This is a genomic window from Shewanella sp. MF05913 (assembly GCF_059758095.1).
In genome coordinates, this window is sequence record NZ_JCAYNT010000013.1 from 41,614 (window position 1) to 60,421 (window position 18,808).

Annotated in this window: 11 protein-coding genes; 8 read left to right on the top strand and 3 right to left on the bottom strand. The window is 42.9% G+C overall.

The features are described from left to right. Positions 1-169 precede the first annotated feature (169 nt). From AC19MV_RS15005 to AC19MV_RS15015, 3 genes are all read left to right on the top strand, one after another. Positions 170-1,273, top strand: a complete 1,104-nt coding sequence (locus AC19MV_RS15005; RefSeq protein WP_498308577.1) for a phosphoribosylaminoimidazolesuccinocarboxamide synthase — start codon at positions 170-172, stop codon at positions 1,271-1,273. Between the two features lie 493 nt (positions 1,274-1,766). Then, on the top strand, positions 1,767-3,920 hold the full coding sequence (locus AC19MV_RS15010) for a TonB-dependent siderophore receptor (protein ID WP_498308579.1): 2,154 nt from the start codon (positions 1,767-1,769) through the stop codon (positions 3,918-3,920). A 97-nt stretch (positions 3,921-4,017) separates the two neighbouring features. Further along, on the top strand, positions 4,018-5,121 hold the full coding sequence (locus tag AC19MV_RS15015) for a PepSY-associated TM helix domain-containing protein (protein WP_498308581.1): 1,104 nt from the start codon (positions 4,018-4,020) through the stop codon (positions 5,119-5,121). A 104-nt stretch (positions 5,122-5,225) separates the two neighbouring features. Here the strand turns inward: AC19MV_RS15015 and exeM are convergent, their stop codons facing one another. Continuing rightward, on the bottom strand, positions 5,226-7,841 hold the full coding sequence (gene exeM / locus AC19MV_RS15020) for an extracellular exonuclease ExeM (protein WP_498308582.1): 2,616 nt from the start codon (positions 7,839-7,841) through the stop codon (positions 5,226-5,228). A 685-nt stretch (positions 7,842-8,526) separates the two neighbouring features. On the opposite strand from exeM, the gene AC19MV_RS15025 reads away from it, so the two are divergent. Then, complete coding sequence (locus AC19MV_RS15025) at positions 8,527-9,966, top strand: methyl-accepting chemotaxis protein (protein WP_498308584.1); 1,440 nt, start codon at positions 8,527-8,529, stop codon at positions 9,964-9,966. A 260-nt stretch (positions 9,967-10,226) separates the two neighbouring features. Then, positions 10,227-11,645: a 30S ribosomal protein S12 methylthiotransferase RimO gene (gene rimO, locus AC19MV_RS15030; protein ID WP_498308586.1), complete on the top strand. Its 1,419-nt coding sequence runs from the start codon at positions 10,227-10,229 to the stop codon at positions 11,643-11,645. A 141-nt stretch (positions 11,646-11,786) separates the two neighbouring features. Here rimO and AC19MV_RS15035 read toward each other — a convergent pair whose 3' ends face one another. Together AC19MV_RS15035 and pmbA are read right to left on the bottom strand one after the other, a co-directional pair. Continuing rightward, the gene (locus tag AC19MV_RS15035) at positions 11,787-13,154 is read right to left on the bottom strand and encodes a hypothetical protein (protein ID WP_498308588.1); all 1,368 of its coding nucleotides are present in this window, start codon (positions 13,152-13,154) and stop codon (positions 11,787-11,789) included. Positions 13,155-13,380: 226 nt separating this feature from the next. After that, entirely contained in the window at positions 13,381-14,760 is a 1,380-nt protein-coding gene (gene pmbA / locus AC19MV_RS15040; RefSeq protein ID WP_498308590.1) for a metalloprotease PmbA, read from the bottom strand. A 147-nt stretch (positions 14,761-14,907) separates the two neighbouring features. On the opposite strand from pmbA, the gene yjgA reads away from it, so the two are divergent. The 3 genes from yjgA (at position 14,908) to AC19MV_RS15055 (ending at position 18,584) form a co-directional block, all read left to right on the top strand. Next, positions 14,908-15,441, top strand: coding sequence for a ribosome biogenesis factor YjgA (gene yjgA / locus AC19MV_RS15045; RefSeq protein WP_432400893.1), 534 nt, complete (start codon positions 14,908-14,910; stop codon positions 15,439-15,441). A gap of 45 nt (positions 15,442-15,486) precedes the next feature. Then, positions 15,487-17,967: a hypothetical protein gene (locus tag AC19MV_RS15050; protein ID WP_498308592.1), complete on the top strand. Its 2,481-nt coding sequence runs from the start codon at positions 15,487-15,489 to the stop codon at positions 17,965-17,967. A gap of 215 nt (positions 17,968-18,182) precedes the next feature. Beyond that, positions 18,183-18,584, top strand: a complete 402-nt coding sequence (locus AC19MV_RS15055) for a hypothetical protein (RefSeq protein ID WP_432400889.1) — start codon at positions 18,183-18,185, stop codon at positions 18,582-18,584. The last annotated feature ends 224 nt before the right edge of the window (positions 18,585-18,808 follow it).

The following is an 18,808-nucleotide window of genomic DNA, read 5'->3' on the forward strand; positions in this document are numbered from 1 at the left end:
CTGATTACCCCGATAAAGTCTTTATCAAGAATGGCTAACCTTATGCTTGATTGTTCGCATAACAAAAAAGCCTATTTCAACCACTCCTTTTATCGTGCAAACACGTTGAATGCAGGTAAAATAGCCGCCATAAAAAACCTATGTGCCCTACTACCTAAGGAACACTCGCATGAGTCTTGCTGATTCCGTTCTTGCCGTGAACAATGATTTACCTATCCGTACCGATAAGCCTGTCCACAGTGGCAAAGTTCGCAGCGTTTACTGGTTAACTGACGCTGATAGCCGCCGACTTATTCAGGACAAAGGCTACGATGTCCCAGAAGATACTCCACTCGCGATTATGGTGATCAGCGACCGAATCTCGGCATTTGATTGTATTTTCCATGGCGAAGGTAACTTGCAAGGAATTCCTGGTAAAGGCGCTGCATTAAATGCGATTTCTAACCACTGGTTTGGTTTATTCGCTGAGAACAAGTTAGCCGACAGTCACATTCTTGATATTCCCCATCCGTTTGTGTGGATAGTCCAAAAAGCCCGTCCCATAAAAGTAGAAGCCATTTGTCGTCAGTACATTACTGGTTCGATGTGGCGCGCCTACTCAAAAGGCGAACGGGTCTTTTGTGGCATGACCCTGCCTGAAGGCTTAACTAAAGATCAAAAACTGCCAGAGTTGCTAATAACGCCATCAACAAAAGGGATTTTAACCGGGATACCTGGCGTACCAGCACAAGACGATGTCAACATCAGTCGCAGCGACATAGAAGCCAACTACCAGGCATTTGGTTTTGAAAAGCCACAAGATATCGACTTATACGAAACCCTGCTCAAGCAAGGTTTCAAGGTCATTTCAGACGCACTGGCTAAACTGGATCAGGTGTTTGTCGATACTAAGTTTGAATTTGGCTACGTGAATGACAAAAACGGCCAGTCAAAATTGATTTACATGGATGAAGTCGGTACGCCTGACTCATCACGTATTTGGGACGGAGCAGCATATCGCGACGGTAAGATTGTTGAAAACTCAAAAGAAGGCTTCCGCCAGTTCTTATTGAACTATTTTGACGATGCCGACATTCTATTAAACAAAGACAGAATGCCAGAACGTGAAGCCCTTGCACGTGATAACGACCTGCCACTAGACGCGATGATGAACGTGTCGCGCACCTACACAGGCGTAGCTGAAAAAGTCACCGGGTCAAGTATTCCATTACCCGCAAACCCTAAAGCAGACATCATCAAAGTGCTGCGCGAGCAATATGATTTAATTGACTAATCACGCTCGTGCTATATACATTAAGGCGCCTTATGGCGCCTTATACCAATTCCATTAATTATCTGGTCATTCAGCGGGAGTTCTGTGTCTTCTAGGCAAGTAATTGAATTGTAGGCATAGTTGTTCTACGCCAAAATGCTATTAAGCAGCATAGAAGGCACAGAAACCCGCCTTGCAGGAGACACTCAGACCGTTCATTTCTTTGTTGCATGGCCTTAAAAGGGAATAACCATTCTTTCAACAATGCGCCTCAAACTGAACAATCTGAGTGACTCTGATTGGTCACATAATTAATGGAATTGGTATTAATTCTATTCGCTATCATGATGTTCAATCCCTAGCCAATTCTCCCCTTAAAAGACCATAAATTTACAAAACACCAAAATGTAAATGATAATGATTTTCATTTGTGACGCGTGTATTATCCCGGCAATAACATAATGACTCATAACAGAACAAGGATTCGTTCGTAGCCGTTGAAGATGATAACACCATGAAACTAAACAAAATTAGCCTAGCTGTTCTTTGCGCTATCAGCTTATCGCAACACGCCATTGCTGCCGATGAAACCATCGCAAGTCAAAACGAACCCGTAAACACTGATAATATTGAAAAAATTGAAGTCACCGGCAGTTATATTGCAGGTTACAACGCCCACTCAGTCAGTGGTGCGTCACGGTTAGACTTAGCCATCATTGATATCCCCCAGTCAGTTTCTGTTATCACTGAAGCGCAAATGCAAGACTTTCAATTGCACGACATCAATGCCGCATTAGACTCAGCAACTGGGGTGAACGTTGAGCGGATTGAAACGGATCGAACTTACTATACCGCCCGTGGTTTTGATATTACTAACTTCCAAATTGACGGTATTGGTTTACCACTTACCTCAGGGAATAACCACGCCGATGAAGATACTGCCATTTACGATCGCATCGAAGTTATTCGTGGTGCCAATGGGTTAATGACTGGCGTAGGTAATCCATCTGCCACCATCAACTTTATTCGTAAACGCCCTACTGCTGACAATCAACTCAGTGTTAGCGGCACCTACGGCAGCTTTAATAACACCCGTATTGAAGCCGATGGCTCCGTTAGGCTGAATGACACCTTTGCCGCCAGAGCCGTTGCGGTAACCCAAAGTAAAGATTCGTATTTAGACCGCTATGAAACGGATAAAAATGTCTTTTATGTATTTTTAGAAGCCAACTTAACTGACGACACTAGCGTGTCGCTAAGCCACAGTTACATCAACAACGACGCGACTGGCAATAACTGGGGCGCCCTACCGTTGTTTTACACTGACGGCAGCGCCACCCATTACGACAGTTCGACCAATACCTCTGCTGACTGGTCTAACTGGCAAGTGATTAAAAATAATACTGTGTTAGAGCTTAGCCATCATTTTAATGATGATTGGCGTTTACGAGCGACTTATTCACATAAAACAACAGATGAAGATACCGAGCTATTTTATGTTTTCGGTACGCCAGACAAGGATACCGAGTTAGGCCTAACGGGTTATGGCAGTGAATATGATTTAGATGACACAAGTGATTTAGTGGATATTTATATTGATGGTAACTTCAGCCTCTTTGGCCGTGAGCATCAACTTGTTGCAGGGGTTAACTACTCTAAAATGAGCTACAACGACAGCTCACTTTACGATTACACCACAGGTAACGGATTCCCTGCGATGCCTGATCTCAACACCTGGGACGGCAATACACCAAAACCCACTTTTAACGATGATTTACGCGGTAGTGATGTGACCCGCAAACAACAAGCAGCCTACTTTACCGGTCGCTTTAGTATTGTGGATGATTTACACGTGATCATCGGCGGACGTTACAACGATTGGCAAGCCGAAGGAGAGTCATACGAAATTGACCAACAAGCTGATTATGACAAATTTATTCCGTACATCGGCGCCGTTTATAGCTTCACCCCTGAACTGGTCGCTTACGCCAGCTACACCGAAAACTTTGTCGCACAAACTGAAACCAACAGTGTCGGCGTGTTTCTTGACCCCATTACCGGAGAAAGCCGCGAAGTGGGCGTTAAAAGCGAGCTGTTCAACGGTCGTTTAATTGCCAGCCTAGCCTATTTTGACGTAGAGCAAACCAACATTGCCGTTCTCGACCCAGACACCGCAGGATTACCTATCGACATGCAAACTTACTATGGTGCTGACGGGATTAGCAGCACAGGTTTTGAGTTTGAAATTGCGGGTGAAATTTACCCTGGTTTGAATGCCAGCATAGGTTACACAGATTTTGACATTGAAGGTGACGATACGGTTGCAGCTTACACTCCCAGCAAATTATTAAAATTTGCCGCAACCTATGATTTTGAAACCATAGAAGGGCTCTCTATCGGGATGAACATGCGCTGGCAAGACGATATCTCGCGTAATCAAGGTGTCGTAGCAACAGGTTTTGACAACGCAGGCGCCGAGATTATTACCAAGCAAGATGCGTATGCGGTGATTGATTTAATGGCCAAATATCAAATTACCGACAACTTAGGTTTGGCACTAAATGCTAATAATGTGGCAGATGAAAAGTACATTAATAGCTTATATTGGGCCCAAGGTTACTACGGTGCACCAGCAAACTACAGTGCGACACTGAGCTGGAAAATGTAATTACTCGTTCAATCTGTTTCAGTGAGATAACCCTTGCGCAAATCCACACGCGTTAGGTTATCTCGCTGAGCTCATCCAATAATGAAATGACATTCTTATGAGAAAAACCTTATTTAAATGGCACTCCTACGGTGCCCTCATCGCCATGCTGCCGTTATTGATTATTTCAATCACTGGCAGCATTTTAGTTTTTAAAGTCGAAATAGACAGCTTATTACGTCCTGCGCACATGCTAGTTGACGCATCAGCCTCTAGCCCAAGAGTCAGTTTAGACACTCTGATGAATACTATGCTAAGCGCCAATAGCGATTATGAATTAGGTGGTTGGGAAATTTTTGATGATAAATCGCGATCTGACGCTGGCTATTTAATTAAACGCGGCACTGAAGATTGGTTTAAAGTCTATGTAAATCAATACAGTGGACAGCTTTTATCTGAACCACAAACGTTAACGCATTATATAACTGACTGGATACTTGAGCTGCACTATAGCTTTTTATTCCACGTAGCTGGAACTAGCGTTGCCTTAATTGTCGGCTGTATCATGCTGTTTTTAGGGATCAGCGGGATCATATTATATCGCCGCTTTTGGCAAAAATTATTCACCTTACGATTTAACGCCGTCAGGCGAATATTGTTTAGCGACATTCATAAATTTATCGGTATTTTAAGCTCGCCAGTGCTCATTATTGTGGCTTTGACTGGCGTGTATTGGAATTTTATTGGCATTCAACATGAACTTAGCGAACATGCCGATGGTGAGCATTACCTAGTCAGTGCGCCACGTCATAGCCCTAGTATTGCCTTTGAAGCACTCATGCAACAAACAGAGGCCGAAATTGCCAGCTACAAAGCGGGTTACCTTACCATGCCATTTGAACCCGGCCGTGATATCACCTTTTACGGCGAGGTCGACAGTCGCAATCCATTTAATAGTGAGTACGCCAGTTATGTGAGTTTTGACAGAACCACAGGAAAGCTGCTCGCCAAACAAGATATACGTCAGGCGGACACTTTAACCGTGTTTTTAGACAGCTTTCGTAAATTACACTTTGGCTATTTTGGTGGCCTGCTAAGCCGTATTATTTGGTGTGCTATTGGCTTAATGCCACTTATCCTTGGATTTACAGGGTTGTATATGTATTGGCACCGCCGTAAACAACGGATTAAATCAGCACAAAATCGCGCCAACAAGTCGTAAGCGCATCAATAATCTGAGTGCATAAAATGGCCAATAAAAAAGGATGACTATATAGTCATCCTTTTTTCTTAAGCACTAAAACAATTAGCCCACATTAACCCACATTAGCTGCGACGACGTAAGCCTAGTGCACCTAATAACATTAATGCGAAGTAGCCTAAGCTACCACCGTCACTCTTTTTCTCTGGCTCTACAGGATCTGGAGTCGGGGTCACCACTGGCGCTGGGTAGCTTAATGCAATAATCACTGGGTCGTGATCAGATGCTGAAAATGCATTTTCAGACTTCACTAACTCACCAGTGTACTTACTGCCATATTCAAATAGATTAGATTCAACCGAGTTGATGTGCCAGTCATCAATATCGACTAACTTAGCAGCTAAACTCGCATTACCTAACGCATGGTCTAAGTTACCTAGCTCACCGTTGTAGCTATATGAGTAAGTGTCAGCACCGTGCGCTTGAGTATTTAAGTTAATTAACCCGTAACCTTTATCAATCACACTACCTTCACGTTCATACACTTTGCCATCAAGGGTAGTCCATGACGCAGTACGGATAACATGGTCTGTTGTCGATGCATCATAGTCGGTTAATACAGCGACAGGATCTTCTTTGCCATAAGCATTTAAATCACCAATCACTAACACATCACCGTCAACATCTTTAAGTGACTCACCTAATACTTTGGCTGCCGATACGCGGAACGCAGTACACTTACCTTGTAAGTCAGCAGGCTCTGAGTTGTCATTAAATTTAGCCCAATCTTCAACACAACCTGAACCTTTCGACTTAAGATGATTTACCACAATCGTGAGTTTTTCATCATTAATGCTAAAGCTTTGTACTAGGCTGTGACGTTGGAACACATTATAGCTAGGGCTAGATTCAACAACATCATTTTGCTCGCGAGTTTCAGCACCTTCAGCGGCATGCTGCTCAGGTGTAGCAATCACTTGCGCAGCACCATTTAAGCTAATACGGGCTGGGCGATATAACATGCCCACAGTAATGGCATCGCTACCAATGAATTTGCCTTCATACTTATCAGCATCTTCAATTTCAACAAAGCGATATGTTTGCTCGTCTGTCAGCTCAGCATTTAATGCATCAACTAGGTTTTGAATCGCACTTAGCTCGCCAAAACCGTTGTTAGCGATTTCCATTAAACCAACAACATCAGCATTCATGGCAACGAGCGCAGTCACAATCTTGGTGCGCTGTAGTACCATTTCGTCTTCAGTTAACGCACCACGGTTGCTGTTTGATGGATTAGCATCGCCACCCACTGCGTCATTGAAGAAGTTAAGTACGTTAAAGCTTGCTACACGAATGTCGCCCATGTCTGCCACAGTTGGCGCATCGGTACGGTCATCAACACGGATAAAATCACCCGCAGTGATAGTGTTCGTCGCTAAAAGACGGTATGAGCTGTAGCTATAACCAATTACACCTTCAAGATTAGTTAACTGGTCACCAACGCGGATATAACCTGTTTCAGCATTAAAGTCAGGGAAGTAAGGTACTTCGCCGTCTTTAGCTTTGAAATCTGACTCAACAAATAGCTGGTTAACGATATTGGCATCATTTAATGCTACCGCTTCTGCTGAATTTGGCTCAAATACTTGAGTCGGTTTCATTAAGGGTGCTTTATGCGACAACACCATGTTGTTGCGATAGCTTGAGTAATCGAAACTAAAGGTACGAGTGACTTTCATGTCGCTGCCAGCATCTAGCTTCACTTTCATGCCTTCAACGCGCTCTAATGCTTGTGCAAGTGTTTCACCGTCAGCAACATAAAATTCAACCGCAGCAGGCACATCGCCTAACACACCCACTTCAAATTTTTGCTCGTCTTTAATATCAATCTGAGTTGAGCCGAAATACTCTTTAACTTTACCTTGTACACACACTTCAGTACCAGGCTGAACAGTGTCTGGCGCAGCTTCGTTCAAATAGACAAAAATACCGTCAGAGGTGTATGGCGAACCGTCACCTTGAGCATCTTGAATAAAGAAACCTTTATATAAACTGTCACTTCTAGCGCTAACAATACCTTTTACGGTCACTTCATTAGCTGACTCAAAGCTGCCACTCACAATCAATGGGCTTGAATCACCAGCGCCTTGAATGTCATAAATATTAGTCAGCGTGGCGCCGTTACAGGTAAAGGTGCTTGGCTCTGGAGCTGCTGCAGCTTCTAGGGTACCTAAACCGCTAAAGGTGTCTTTTTCTAACTCAACCCATTGGGCGGCAGCGTAAGTTGTGCTCGCCATTAAGTTGTCTACATTACGTTGGAAGGTGGTATCAAGCCCCCAACCAGTGGGTGTAGGAATATCGCCAATCACATCAACCAATACACCGTCTTTTAATAGGCCGACTGCATCGCCACCATTAAAATATAGGTTACCGGTCATTGAGTCGGTACCTGCTGGCAAAGTGATTGCCGCGCTTGGATGTAAAATCACTTTGATGCTTTTAGCCGCAATAGAGTCAACAAGGTCGACCATATCTGTTGCTGTGGTATCGCCGTCTTTATAACGAACTAATTTGTAACCTGTTAAATCAACGGCTGCGTCACCGTTGTTATACAGCTCAATAGCTTTGTTGTTTGAGCTACCTTCAACGTATTCACTAATAAGCACATCTGCATTCGCCATCATTGGCAATGCAGCGGCTACTGCGAGTGAAACCGCTGTTAGTTTAGTCAGTCCTTTCATGTTTTTAACCCCATACTTTGTAATAAAAATGCTATTTTTTTGTAATATGCGGCCAGATTGTCCCAAAGTTCTGTGACATAAAAAAGAACATTGATCACATAAACTCACTAAGCCAATTCACTATATACTTGATTAGCAGAACAAAATAATTCGCCAAAAAGAATACCACCTAAAATGTGATCGAATACTCATTAAAAAACAGAAACTAAGTAAAGAACAATGCCTCAAGGTTTGATAGAACATTAAGATAAGTTTTGTAACACTTATTATTCAAAATAAGCCAAGAGCATTACAAAATATTGTTTTGCAATGTAATTATTTTCATCTATTTAATCATTTGACCTTGAAACGGTAAAATAATGCGCGGATGATAAAACAGATTATTGAATGAGTTGATGTATTTAAAAGCACAGTTTGTGATGAGCTTGTAGCAAACTATGGTGCATAGCGGACTCTGGCTGTGCAGATCCATGCAGCTGCCCGTTAAGTGGCAACAGGAAAACAATAAATCACTTTAGCTATTCGATTTATTGTCGATATCAATTTAGAATAATTGTAATTTAGCTCATAAAAACTGTATTTAAGCTCATAAAAACGGTAGTTAGGCTGAGTATTTAGTATCAAAATACGACCAGCTCATCTACTATTTGCATCTATTGTATTTACCGATTTAGGTACCCTCGCTATGAAACAAGTTGATTTCAGAAATATCGATAAACTCTTCATCAAAATGTCTATTAACGATAAGTTTTGGACCATCTTCGGACTGTTTCTTATTATTTTGTCCAGCGTTTCCATCAGCAGTTATTTCAGCAAACTAGATCAAATTGAGCAGCAATCAGTGCAGATGCTAGAGCAAAAAGCCGCATCGATGGTGCAAGCACTTGATACGACTGGTCAACTTGAACAAGCTGCGAGTTTAGGCTTACAAGTCTCTAACCGTGCCCAAACCAGCACTCGTTCACAAGACACTGTAACCGCCGTTTATGCTTCGGCAGGTCAATATTACACCTTGAGTGAATCGGTTTATAACCTCGAGTCTGAGGCCAAACAAGCCGCGATGACATCAATGCTACTGGCGTTTTTATGGATATTACCCTTTGCGCTGGTCATTTATTGGAACGCAACATTTATCGGCGGTGCGCTATGGGTGTTATGGGATACCACAGAAAAAATTGCTAAAGGCGACTTAACATCACGTTTAGGTTTTCACCCTGGCCGTGACGAGTTTGGTACGATTGGCTGTGCACTAGACAAAGCCATGGACACCTTAAGTGAACTGGTTATTGCGGTTAAAACAAACACCGATACCTTGCATACTACTTCAGACTCTTTTGCTCGCGATGCAGAACAAAGTGCTGAACAAATCGACCTACAGTATGCATCACTCGACTCTGTTGCTACCGCAATGGAAGAGATGACAGCTTCTGCCGCTGAAGTGTCTAATATTGCGCGCAACTCTACCGAGCGTGTGGAGCAAGACTCAGAATATACTCGCCAAAGCTACGACAGAGCAAAACGTGCAATTAACGAAATTAAACAATTGTCTCAATACATTGAGCAAACCTCCAACTCGGTTAATACCCTAAAGATCAATGCCACCAACATTAATGAAGTGATCACCACCATTAATGCAATTTCAGACCAAACCAACCTACTGGCGCTTAATGCCGCCATTGAAGCAGCACGAGCAGGCGAAATGGGTCGTGGTTTTGCCGTGGTTGCCGATGAAGTCCGTACCCTTGCGGGTCGCACTCAGGCTGCAACGGTAGAAATTCATAAAATGATTGAGCTACTGCAAAGTGAAACGCTAAACATCGACAGCATCACTCAAGACACCGTTAAACAAGCACAAACCAGTAGTGATTTAATCAGTAATATTGGTACTGACATTGATGCTATTGCCGAATCTTCGCGCTCTATTATGGACATGAGCTTCCAGATTTCTACCTCGTCTGAAGAGCAAAGTGCTGTGGCGAATGATATCGCTAAAGAACTGACTGAAATTCGTCACAAATCGAATGTTATCCGCGGGCTATCGCAGCAATCATCACATGGTGTGAAAGATCTAACGAAAGCATCAGCTAACTTAGGTAAGATTTTAAGCCGTTACCGTACTAACTAATCTGCGTAACTAATGCGCGTAAATAATATGCATAAATAATGTGCGTAACTGACACGATGCGTTTGCTATAACCCATAACAAACGCATGCTTAATCCCCTTCGGCGTGGCATCTACAGATGTCGCGCCGTTTTTATTTATACTCGCCCTGCTTTTGCAGTATACTTTTCAACCACATTGGATCTATACCTTTTACGACTTTCAGGTATAATCCGCGCAATTTTATCGCGACGATAATCGCAAACTCTATGTGTGAGATCTTATGACAGTTGAAACATTTACACCGAAACAAACCACCACGCTCGATATTCCAGTCAAAACCCTTGAAGCAAACAGCCCAAGCACCCCAAGCACTGGTAATCGAATCGGGTTTGTTTCCTTGGGCTGTCCAAAAAACCTCGTCGACTCAGAGCGGATCCTCACCCAATTACGTACCGAAGGCTATGACGTAACTAACAGTTATGACGATGCCGACCTCGTTATTGTTAATACCTGTGGCTTTATTGACAGCGCAGTACAAGAATCGTTAGAAACCATCGGCGAAGCATTAGCCGCAAACGGTAAAGTGCTGGTAACAGGCTGTTTAGGCGTTAAGAAAGACGAAATTATTGAGCTACACCCTAACGTATTAGGCGTAACTGGCCCGCATGCTTATGACGAAGTGCTTAAACAAGTGCACTTGCATGTTGAAAAGCCAAAATATAATCCACTGATGGACTTAGTGCCAGATCACGGCGTCAAACTCACGCCAAAACATTACGCCTATTTGAAAATATCTGAAGGCTGTAATCACCGTTGTACTTTCTGCATTATCCCTTCAATGCGCGGTGATTTAGACTCTCGCCCTATTGGTGATGTATTAGGTGAAGCCCAGCGTTTAGTTAACGCAGGCGTAAAAGAGCTATTAGTCATTTCACAAGACACCTCAGCTTATGGCGTTGATGTAAAACATAAAACGGCATTTTGGGACGGCATGCCAGTGAAAACTCACATGCAGCAGCTTTGTGAAGAATTAGCTAAACAAGGTGTGTGGGTACGCCTGCACTATGTATACCCTTACCCGCATGTGGATGACATTATTCCATTAATGGCGCAAGGCAGCATTTTACCGTATTTAGATATTCCGTTTCAGCATGCTAACAAGCGCATCCTTAAATTGATGAAACGCCCAGGTAGCTCAGACAAAGTGTTAGAACGCATTGCTAAATGGCGCGAGATTTGCCCAGAATTAGTGATTCGTTCAACCTTTATTGTTGGTTTTCCAGGTGAAACCGAAGAAGAATTTGAAGAGCTATTAGACTTTTTAGAAGAAGCACAACTTGATCGCGTAGGTTGTTTTAAATACTCGCCAGTAAAAGGTGCCAAAGCTAACGATTTACCAGACCATGTACCTGATGATGTTATGGAAGACCGATTACAACGCTTTATGGCGGTTCAAGCACAGATTAGTGCCGACAAGCTGCAAGCCCGTATTGGTCAAGAGTATTTAATCTTAATTGATGAAGTGAACACCGAAGGTGCTATTGGTCGCTCATACATGGACGCGCCAGAAATTGACGGTAAAGTGTACTTAACCGACGAGTTTGACGTGCAACCAGGCGACCAAGTTTGGGTACAAATTATTCACGCCGATGAACATGATGTATGGGGCGTTAAAGTCGAAGATGATCAAGACGAATAACCTTGATAAATTAGCGTCATAGCGCATTAACCTCATAAAAAAGCCGATATCACTGATATCGGCTTTTTAGCTTTTACACTGGCTTATTTACTGCTTTGGTATCGAATGACATCTTATAATCGATACCCGTTTTAAGCTCAGTTACTGCAACGAGGTTAATCGATGACCTAGTGCACTTTCTGTGTCTGGCGTAAGGATAAAGGTAAAGTTGTTGCTACCGCTAATACTTAGAGATTCAGACTGATACACTAATGTTTGCGTGCCGTTGTCGTCTTCATACACGATGTTAATTTCATAGTCGTCAGAAGGTAACGTTAAGCTCTGTTGTTCAACAAAGTCTAAGTCAGTCAAGGTGTATTCTGCCGTTTCAATGGTTTCTGAGTCACGAACAAAATACACAGTTAAATCATTGTAATCATATGATAAATTAACAACATCGACTTTATATTCGTATGCGCGTGGGCGTAAGTCTTGAGAGATAACCATGCCTTTCACAGAACTGTCGGCTTTTTGGTAAATCAGTAGCGATTTAACATCATCCTGGTTAAAGGTGACCAATAAATTATCGAATAACTTGGTTTTACTGGTGGCATCTCTCACCGTAATACCATAATCGTTGAACGACGTTGATTGGTAATCTGTTACCGCAAAAGATGCAACATCATATAAATACTGCGTTTCTTGCTTACTGACCACATCAATATCAATGTTTTGCGTTTCAAGTCCGTTAAACACTCGGTAGTCAGCAGTGGCTTCTAACGCTGCATAGTTATCTGGCGTTGTTGTAGAATCAACACTGTCGATGGTGACTTTAATGTCGCCTGCACCAAAACTGTTACGGATCACAAATTTATAAACCGTTTCAGTGGTGAGGTCCATACTGCCAGTGGTGTAAACCACATCTTTAGTACCCGCTGTCGTGAGGTACACAATGTAATCGTCGGTATCAAGAATGGTTGAGTCGGTATACGTGCTATATGCTGCGCTGCCTATCATCACTGCATCGTCAATACTTTGAGTATCAAGTGAGATGTACGCATCAAATGTGCCTTCGTCTGTTGCGACGTTAGCCACTAATACCTGCATTTTACTGTATTCGTAATCATCATCCGCGTTAAGCTCGTCCATTTCATCGCGGTTGTAGTTTATATCCAGTAATTGTGGGTCAAGATAATCACCGTATAACACGAATAAGTGATTATCATCAGCCTCTAAACTGACAGTATCACTATATACCGTGACCGTTTGACCATCTGCATCTTGGCCATAAATATCTAAATCTGTGCTCCCCACGCTGTAGCCATAACGAGGCATTGCATCAGCAAAGTCGATGGCTGTGTAAGCGTAATCATCAAGCACTAACGATGTAGAAGTACTGTTAGGTGATGCATTATAATATTGTACATAAGCAACATCGCTGCTACTGCTACTGCTATCAGAGCCACACCCTAAAAGTACAGCTCCAACCGTTGACAACAATATCAATCGGCTTACTTTCTTGTTAAACATAATTACTCCATTAACCGCTTAGCTACATTTTCAGTATTATGACTCTTTGTATGCGTAAACGACTGTCAAGAAAGGTAAAGTAGATATATAAAGCGTCAAGATGGACAATTTTGGTTATAAAAAGACCTCTTATCGGCCGATAAGAGGTCTTTAACGAAAGCATTAACTAAAGCTAATACATCACAACCCAGCGATTACGCGCTTGGCTAAGGTTATTTGTAACAAATTAGTTACCGGCAATCTTCATTTCACTGAGCAAAATACCACCAGTACGAATAGATGAACGCAAGTCGCGATCTTTACCTATACCCTGAATGCCTTTAAACATGTCTTTTAAGTTACCCGCGATGGTAATTTCTTCGACAGGGTACATTACTTCACCGTTTTCAACGTAGAAACCCGCTGCGCCGCGAGAATAATCACCCGTAACGCCATTAACACCTTGGCCCATGACTTCCGTAACAATTAAGCCGGTATTCATGGCTTTAACCAAGTCATCAAATGTTTGATTGGTGTGGCTTAATGTCCAATTATAGATACCGCCGGCATGACCAGTATTGGTCATACCGAGTTTACGTGCTGAATAACTGGTTAATAAGTATGTCTCGAGGTTGCCACGATCAATAATGCGACGATCTTGTGTGGCGACACCTTCACTGTCGTAATTAGCACTGGCCAGGGCTCCAATTAAATGTGGCTGCTCTTCAATACTAAACCAGTCTGGGAATATTTGAGTATTTAAGGCTTCCATTAAAAAGCTCGACTTGCGATAAATACTGCTGCCACTAATGGCACCGATTAAATGGCCCATTAAACCGGTGGCAATTTCTGGCGCAAATAATACTGGCATTTTTGCCGTGGCAATTTTACGTGCATCTAAACGGCTTAAGGTTTTATTTGCTGCTTGTAAACCTACCGCTTCAGGTGACAACAAATCATGATATTTACGCGCCACGGTATAGTCGTAGTCACGTTGCATATTGCCGTCTGACTCTTCGCCAATGACAACACAACTTAAGCTGTAACGCGAGCTACAATACCCGTTTAAAAAACCATGACTGTTACCGTACACTCTGGCGGCAGTATGCGCATTAGCACTCGCACCATCGGAGTTGCGAATGCGGCTGTCTACCGACAAACTCGCGGCTTCTGCACGAATAGCCAATTGCGCTAATTCTTCAGCATCAATATCTTGTGGGTGATATAGCTGTAAATCACGAATATCTTGTGCCATTAAAGCGGGATCGGCCAGACCACTAAATGGGTCTTCTGAGGTATATTTTGCAATACCATCTGCCGCTCTTACGGCTTCACGGATAGCCTCAGGGCTTAAATCTGAGGTTGAAGAGTTGCCTTTGCGGCCATCACGGTAAATGGTAATCCCTAATGCACCATCTTTATTAAATTCGACCGTTTCGACTTCTTTTTCGCGAGTCGATACCGACAAACCTTGTTGCTTGCTAATAGCGACTTCTGCAGCAGTTGTGCCCAATTGTTTGGCATACTCTAATGCAACGGCTACGGCATCTTTTAGTGCTGATAATTCAGAATCAATTCTAGGTGTTGGTTCACTGGCGCTAGGCGCTGAAGAAGGATGAGAAGCCACAAATTTACTCTTTAATTAGTCTAATTGTCGCTAGCATATCAAATTAAAAAGGCGATTGATAACCAACCCGTTATCTTGAATAAAATCTGCATATTCAATGCCAAATAAATGCTATCATTAAGGCATATTGACTCGAGGTTTAAGACTATGAAGATTGTTGGCGATTCTGAACTGTTTCAGCAGCCCTATGATAATGATGACAACTATGTCAGCAGAACAGGCGTTAAAAAAGAAAGTGAGGATGCTCAAGCACTTGGCATGCGTCTAGTGGCGCTGAGCAAAACTCAATTAGACAAAATGGGTTTAGATGAATTTCTATATGATGCGATTCTAAAAACAAAACTGATCAAGCAAAAAACTGAAGCCTATCGTCGTCATTTACAATATATTGGTAAATTGATGCGCGGATTTGAGCATGAACCTATTGAAGCAGCACTCGATAAAGTGTTGAACAAAAACAATAATGAAGCAGCTCAAATACAGATTTTTGAAAAAATGCGTGAGCGTTTATTGACTAATGGTGACGATGAAGTTCAAAGCTTATTGGACCAATACCCACAATTAGACCGTCAAAAATTACGTCAATTGATCCGCCAGGCAAATAAAGAATTAGCCAAAGGCCCAGAGTCAAAGTCGTCAAAAGAGCTGTATAAATATTTACGCTCTGAAATTAAAGACTAGAATCTGCTCTCAATTTATCTGATTAATCAAATAAGGATATTACTAATGCGGCTTGAAACAACGATACGTGCACTTTTTCTATCTCTTGCTTCAATGTTGGTATTTACAGGTTGTAACGGTGCCGCTGATGGCACCGATTCAGATACATCAGATGACAGCTACAACGTGTCGGTTAGTTATCAAAATGTGGTCAATGGCCAATGCGATACCAGTACCGACAGTTTAATTTTTGATATCGAAAACAGCTTTTGTGCGGTCGCACAGCTTAAATTGGGTAACGCCAATGTCAGCGGTGCACTCATTGAATTTAGCACCAGTAATGCCACGCTAAGCACAGCGTCTGTATTAACCAACACGAACGGTATCGCCTCAACAATAGTCAGTTCCACCAGCACAGAGGCCGGCACGCTAAGCGTGACCTATACGCCAGATGATGCTGATACCGTCAGTGCCAGCCGTAATTATCAGTTTAAAGAATACACCACGACTGCACCTGTAGAAGCAATCAACTTTACGGTATCGATTAGTGACAGTAGCGGTGTAATAACACGTTTCAATGTTGGTGATACAGTACAGCTAAACGCGCAACTGACCGACAGCAATAACCTCGGCATTGCCAATCAAATAGTGACCTTTAATGCCGGAAGCGCTACGTTAACGCCTACCACGGCACTCACTAAAGCCTCTGGTATCGCGACACTTAACTTCACTCCGACAGATACTGAGTTAGGCGCTAGCTTACTCACAGCAACAACAGAATATGACAGCACCACTCTAACCAGCAGCAGCGCCTATGAAGTGTTAGCAACAAGTGATGTGCCGACCGATGGCACGATAAAGATCGGCTCGTATGATGCGACCGGTGACTTTGTTGAAAACGTCTTAGGGACAACACTAACCGCAGATGCCGATGGCGAATATACCATTAGTGCTGGCGGGACTTTTGGCGTTACAGCCACCTTAGTGACAGAAGCGATAGATGGCACAATTACTCGTTTACAAAACCCAACCAGCATCAGTTTTAGCTCTGATTGTAATACCAATGCAGACGCCAGCCTAGATTCACCAGTAACCACACTATCAGGCTCTGCAAGTTCAACCTTTACAGATAATAGTTGCAGCGGCAACAGCGAACGCAGCGATACCATTGTGGCAACAGCAACCGTTAATGACATCAGCTTAACGGCAAGCTTCCCTTTCATCTTAGCCCGTCAAACCTTGTCGAATATTAGTTTTGTCTCTGCTGAACCAACCCAAATTCGCATTAAAGGGTCTGGTGGTACCAATACAACAGAGTCTTCTTTGGTGACGTTCTTGGTTAGCAGTGCCAATGGTCAACCGGCAGCTCAGCAAGAAGTTGAATTTAGCCTCGACACCACAGTGGGTGGGTTACAGTTTTCAAATAACGATACAACAGACAGCAGCATCAGTAATTCAGAAGGCTTAGTCAGTGTTCGTGTGCAAGCGGGAACAGTGCCAACTCCTGTTCGTGTCATGGCATCAACAACCGACGCCGACACAGGTAATACGATTACCAGCCAATCAGAACTATTAACCGTTAATACTGGCTTGCCACAACAACTTGGATTTAGCATCTCAGCTTCGACATCGAACCCTGAGGCAGGCGATTACAATGGCGAAGCTGTCACCATGACCGTTTATGCATCAGACAGCTTTGGTAACCCAGCGCCAGATGACACCACGATTAACTTTACTGCAGAAGGTGGCCAAATCGAACCATCTTGTACTGTCGTAAGTGGCACCTGTGCAGTTACCTGGACCTCTGCCTCACCTCGCGTAAGCGATCACCGCATCACCATTTTGGCTTATGCTCTTGGACATGAGACCTTCTTCGACACCAATGGTAATAATGTATTTGACGATGCTGACGGCGCAGCGGTTAATGGCTGTTTAAGCGGATCGACACTCGTTGCTTGTAGTGGCAACGGTATGGATATTGAAACCTATAATACTGGCGGTTTTGTTGATTTACCTGATGCCTTTAGAGACGACAATGAGTCTCGTACTTACGACTTAGGTGAGCCGTATTTTAACCTTAAATCTAGTACGTCATATCAAAACGCTGATACTAAATTTAACGGTCCACAATGTGAAGGCAGTTTATGCGACAGCACGGCCATGACAACGTATATCCGTAAAGCGTTAGTGTTGACCATGTCAGGGTCAACGGCCAACATTACCGTGAGCCAAAATGGTACAGTCATTAATGACTACGATAACGATATTCAAGCAATAGCCAACGGCAGTACCGCGACATTTAAGGTGCAACTCGCTGACAGTGCTAACCAAATCTTACCTGCGGGCACGACCTTAACGGTAACAAGCACATTGGGTGACTTACAATTTGCAGGTTATAGCGTACCGAGTCAAAGCTCCGCTGGCGGTACGTCTACATCATTCACCCTGAAAAATGAAGACGCATCGGGTATTGGCCAAGTCACCTTAACGGCTACAACGCCAAAAGGTGTCGTTACTACGTTAAGCTTTTTTGTCACCTTATCGTAATTATTTTCAATTACAGTAACCTAAAGCCTGCTGACTCAGCAGGCTTTTTTGTGGTTGGCATTCGTTGATAAGTTGTTACAATAGCGGCCGAAATACGGTAAACAGTGTTGTAGCGGTATTTCAATGGCTTTTAAATCAATTCAATTTATAAACAGGGCTAGTTTATTAATACGAGAGACAGGTAAACGTCTTTCGACGCATACTAAGGAACAATAATGCGCAAACTTTATGTAATTTCTACCTTAACTGCAGGCGTGCTTCTTACTGCTTGTGCAGCTAAACCACCTATCGTGGCACAAAATAAAACGGTTGTGGTTAATGATCAAACCATCATCTTTGGTGGCATATACGACAAAGAAAAAAACAAACTGCAACTTATTGCTAATGGCGACGCTATTATGCAAGGTCAATTCCCACCAATGACCCCAACTCAACATCTTAACGCGAAATACAAAGGTATGGCTGTTAAGGGCGATTGCTATTTTGGTTCAGTTCTAGGCGATCAAGGTGGAGCTTTTGGCGTGGTAGCCAGTATTGTGCAATCAGCGAAAAACAGCACTGCTGACAAGTGCGACATCTTTATTGATGGCGAGCAAAAAGAAACTCTTTATTTCTAGTCGATAAAATTCACTCAGCACTAGCCCTGCTTGATGTTGCCTAAACGAGGTTACCTAACCGATACTGCACTACTGTGGTGCACATACTTATCCGCTAGGCACCATCACGACTCAATAACACCCTCCTAGATTACTTAACACATTGTTTTAAATATATATTAACAATGGTCTAATCTTTGCTGTATTAACTATTAACCCGCTAAACAGTTATCAAATCAGGTTAG

Coding starts and splice junctions, on each gene's coding strand:
- yjgA (WP_432400893.1), top strand. CDS start 14,908: ATGAAGATTGTTGGCGATTCTGAACTGTTTCAGCAGCCCTATGATAAT.
- AC19MV_RS15025 (WP_498308584.1), top strand. CDS start 8,527: ATGAAACAAGTTGATTTCAGAAATATCGATAAACTCTTCATCAAAATG.
- AC19MV_RS15005 (WP_498308577.1), top strand. CDS start 170: ATGAGTCTTGCTGATTCCGTTCTTGCCGTGAACAATGATTTACCTATC.
- AC19MV_RS15035 (WP_498308588.1), bottom strand. CDS start 13,154: ATGTTTAACAAGAAAGTAAGCCGATTGATATTGTTGTCAACGGTTGGA.
- AC19MV_RS15055 (WP_432400889.1), top strand. CDS start 18,183: ATGCGCAAACTTTATGTAATTTCTACCTTAACTGCAGGCGTGCTTCTT.
- exeM (WP_498308582.1), bottom strand. CDS start 7,841: ATGAAAGGACTGACTAAACTAACAGCGGTTTCACTCGCAGTAGCCGCT.
- AC19MV_RS15010 (WP_498308579.1), top strand. CDS start 1,767: ATGAAACTAAACAAAATTAGCCTAGCTGTTCTTTGCGCTATCAGCTTA.
- AC19MV_RS15050 (WP_498308592.1), top strand. CDS start 15,487: ATGCGGCTTGAAACAACGATACGTGCACTTTTTCTATCTCTTGCTTCA.
- rimO (WP_498308586.1), top strand. CDS start 10,227: ATGACAGTTGAAACATTTACACCGAAACAAACCACCACGCTCGATATT.
- AC19MV_RS15015 (WP_498308581.1), top strand. CDS start 4,018: ATGAGAAAAACCTTATTTAAATGGCACTCCTACGGTGCCCTCATCGCC.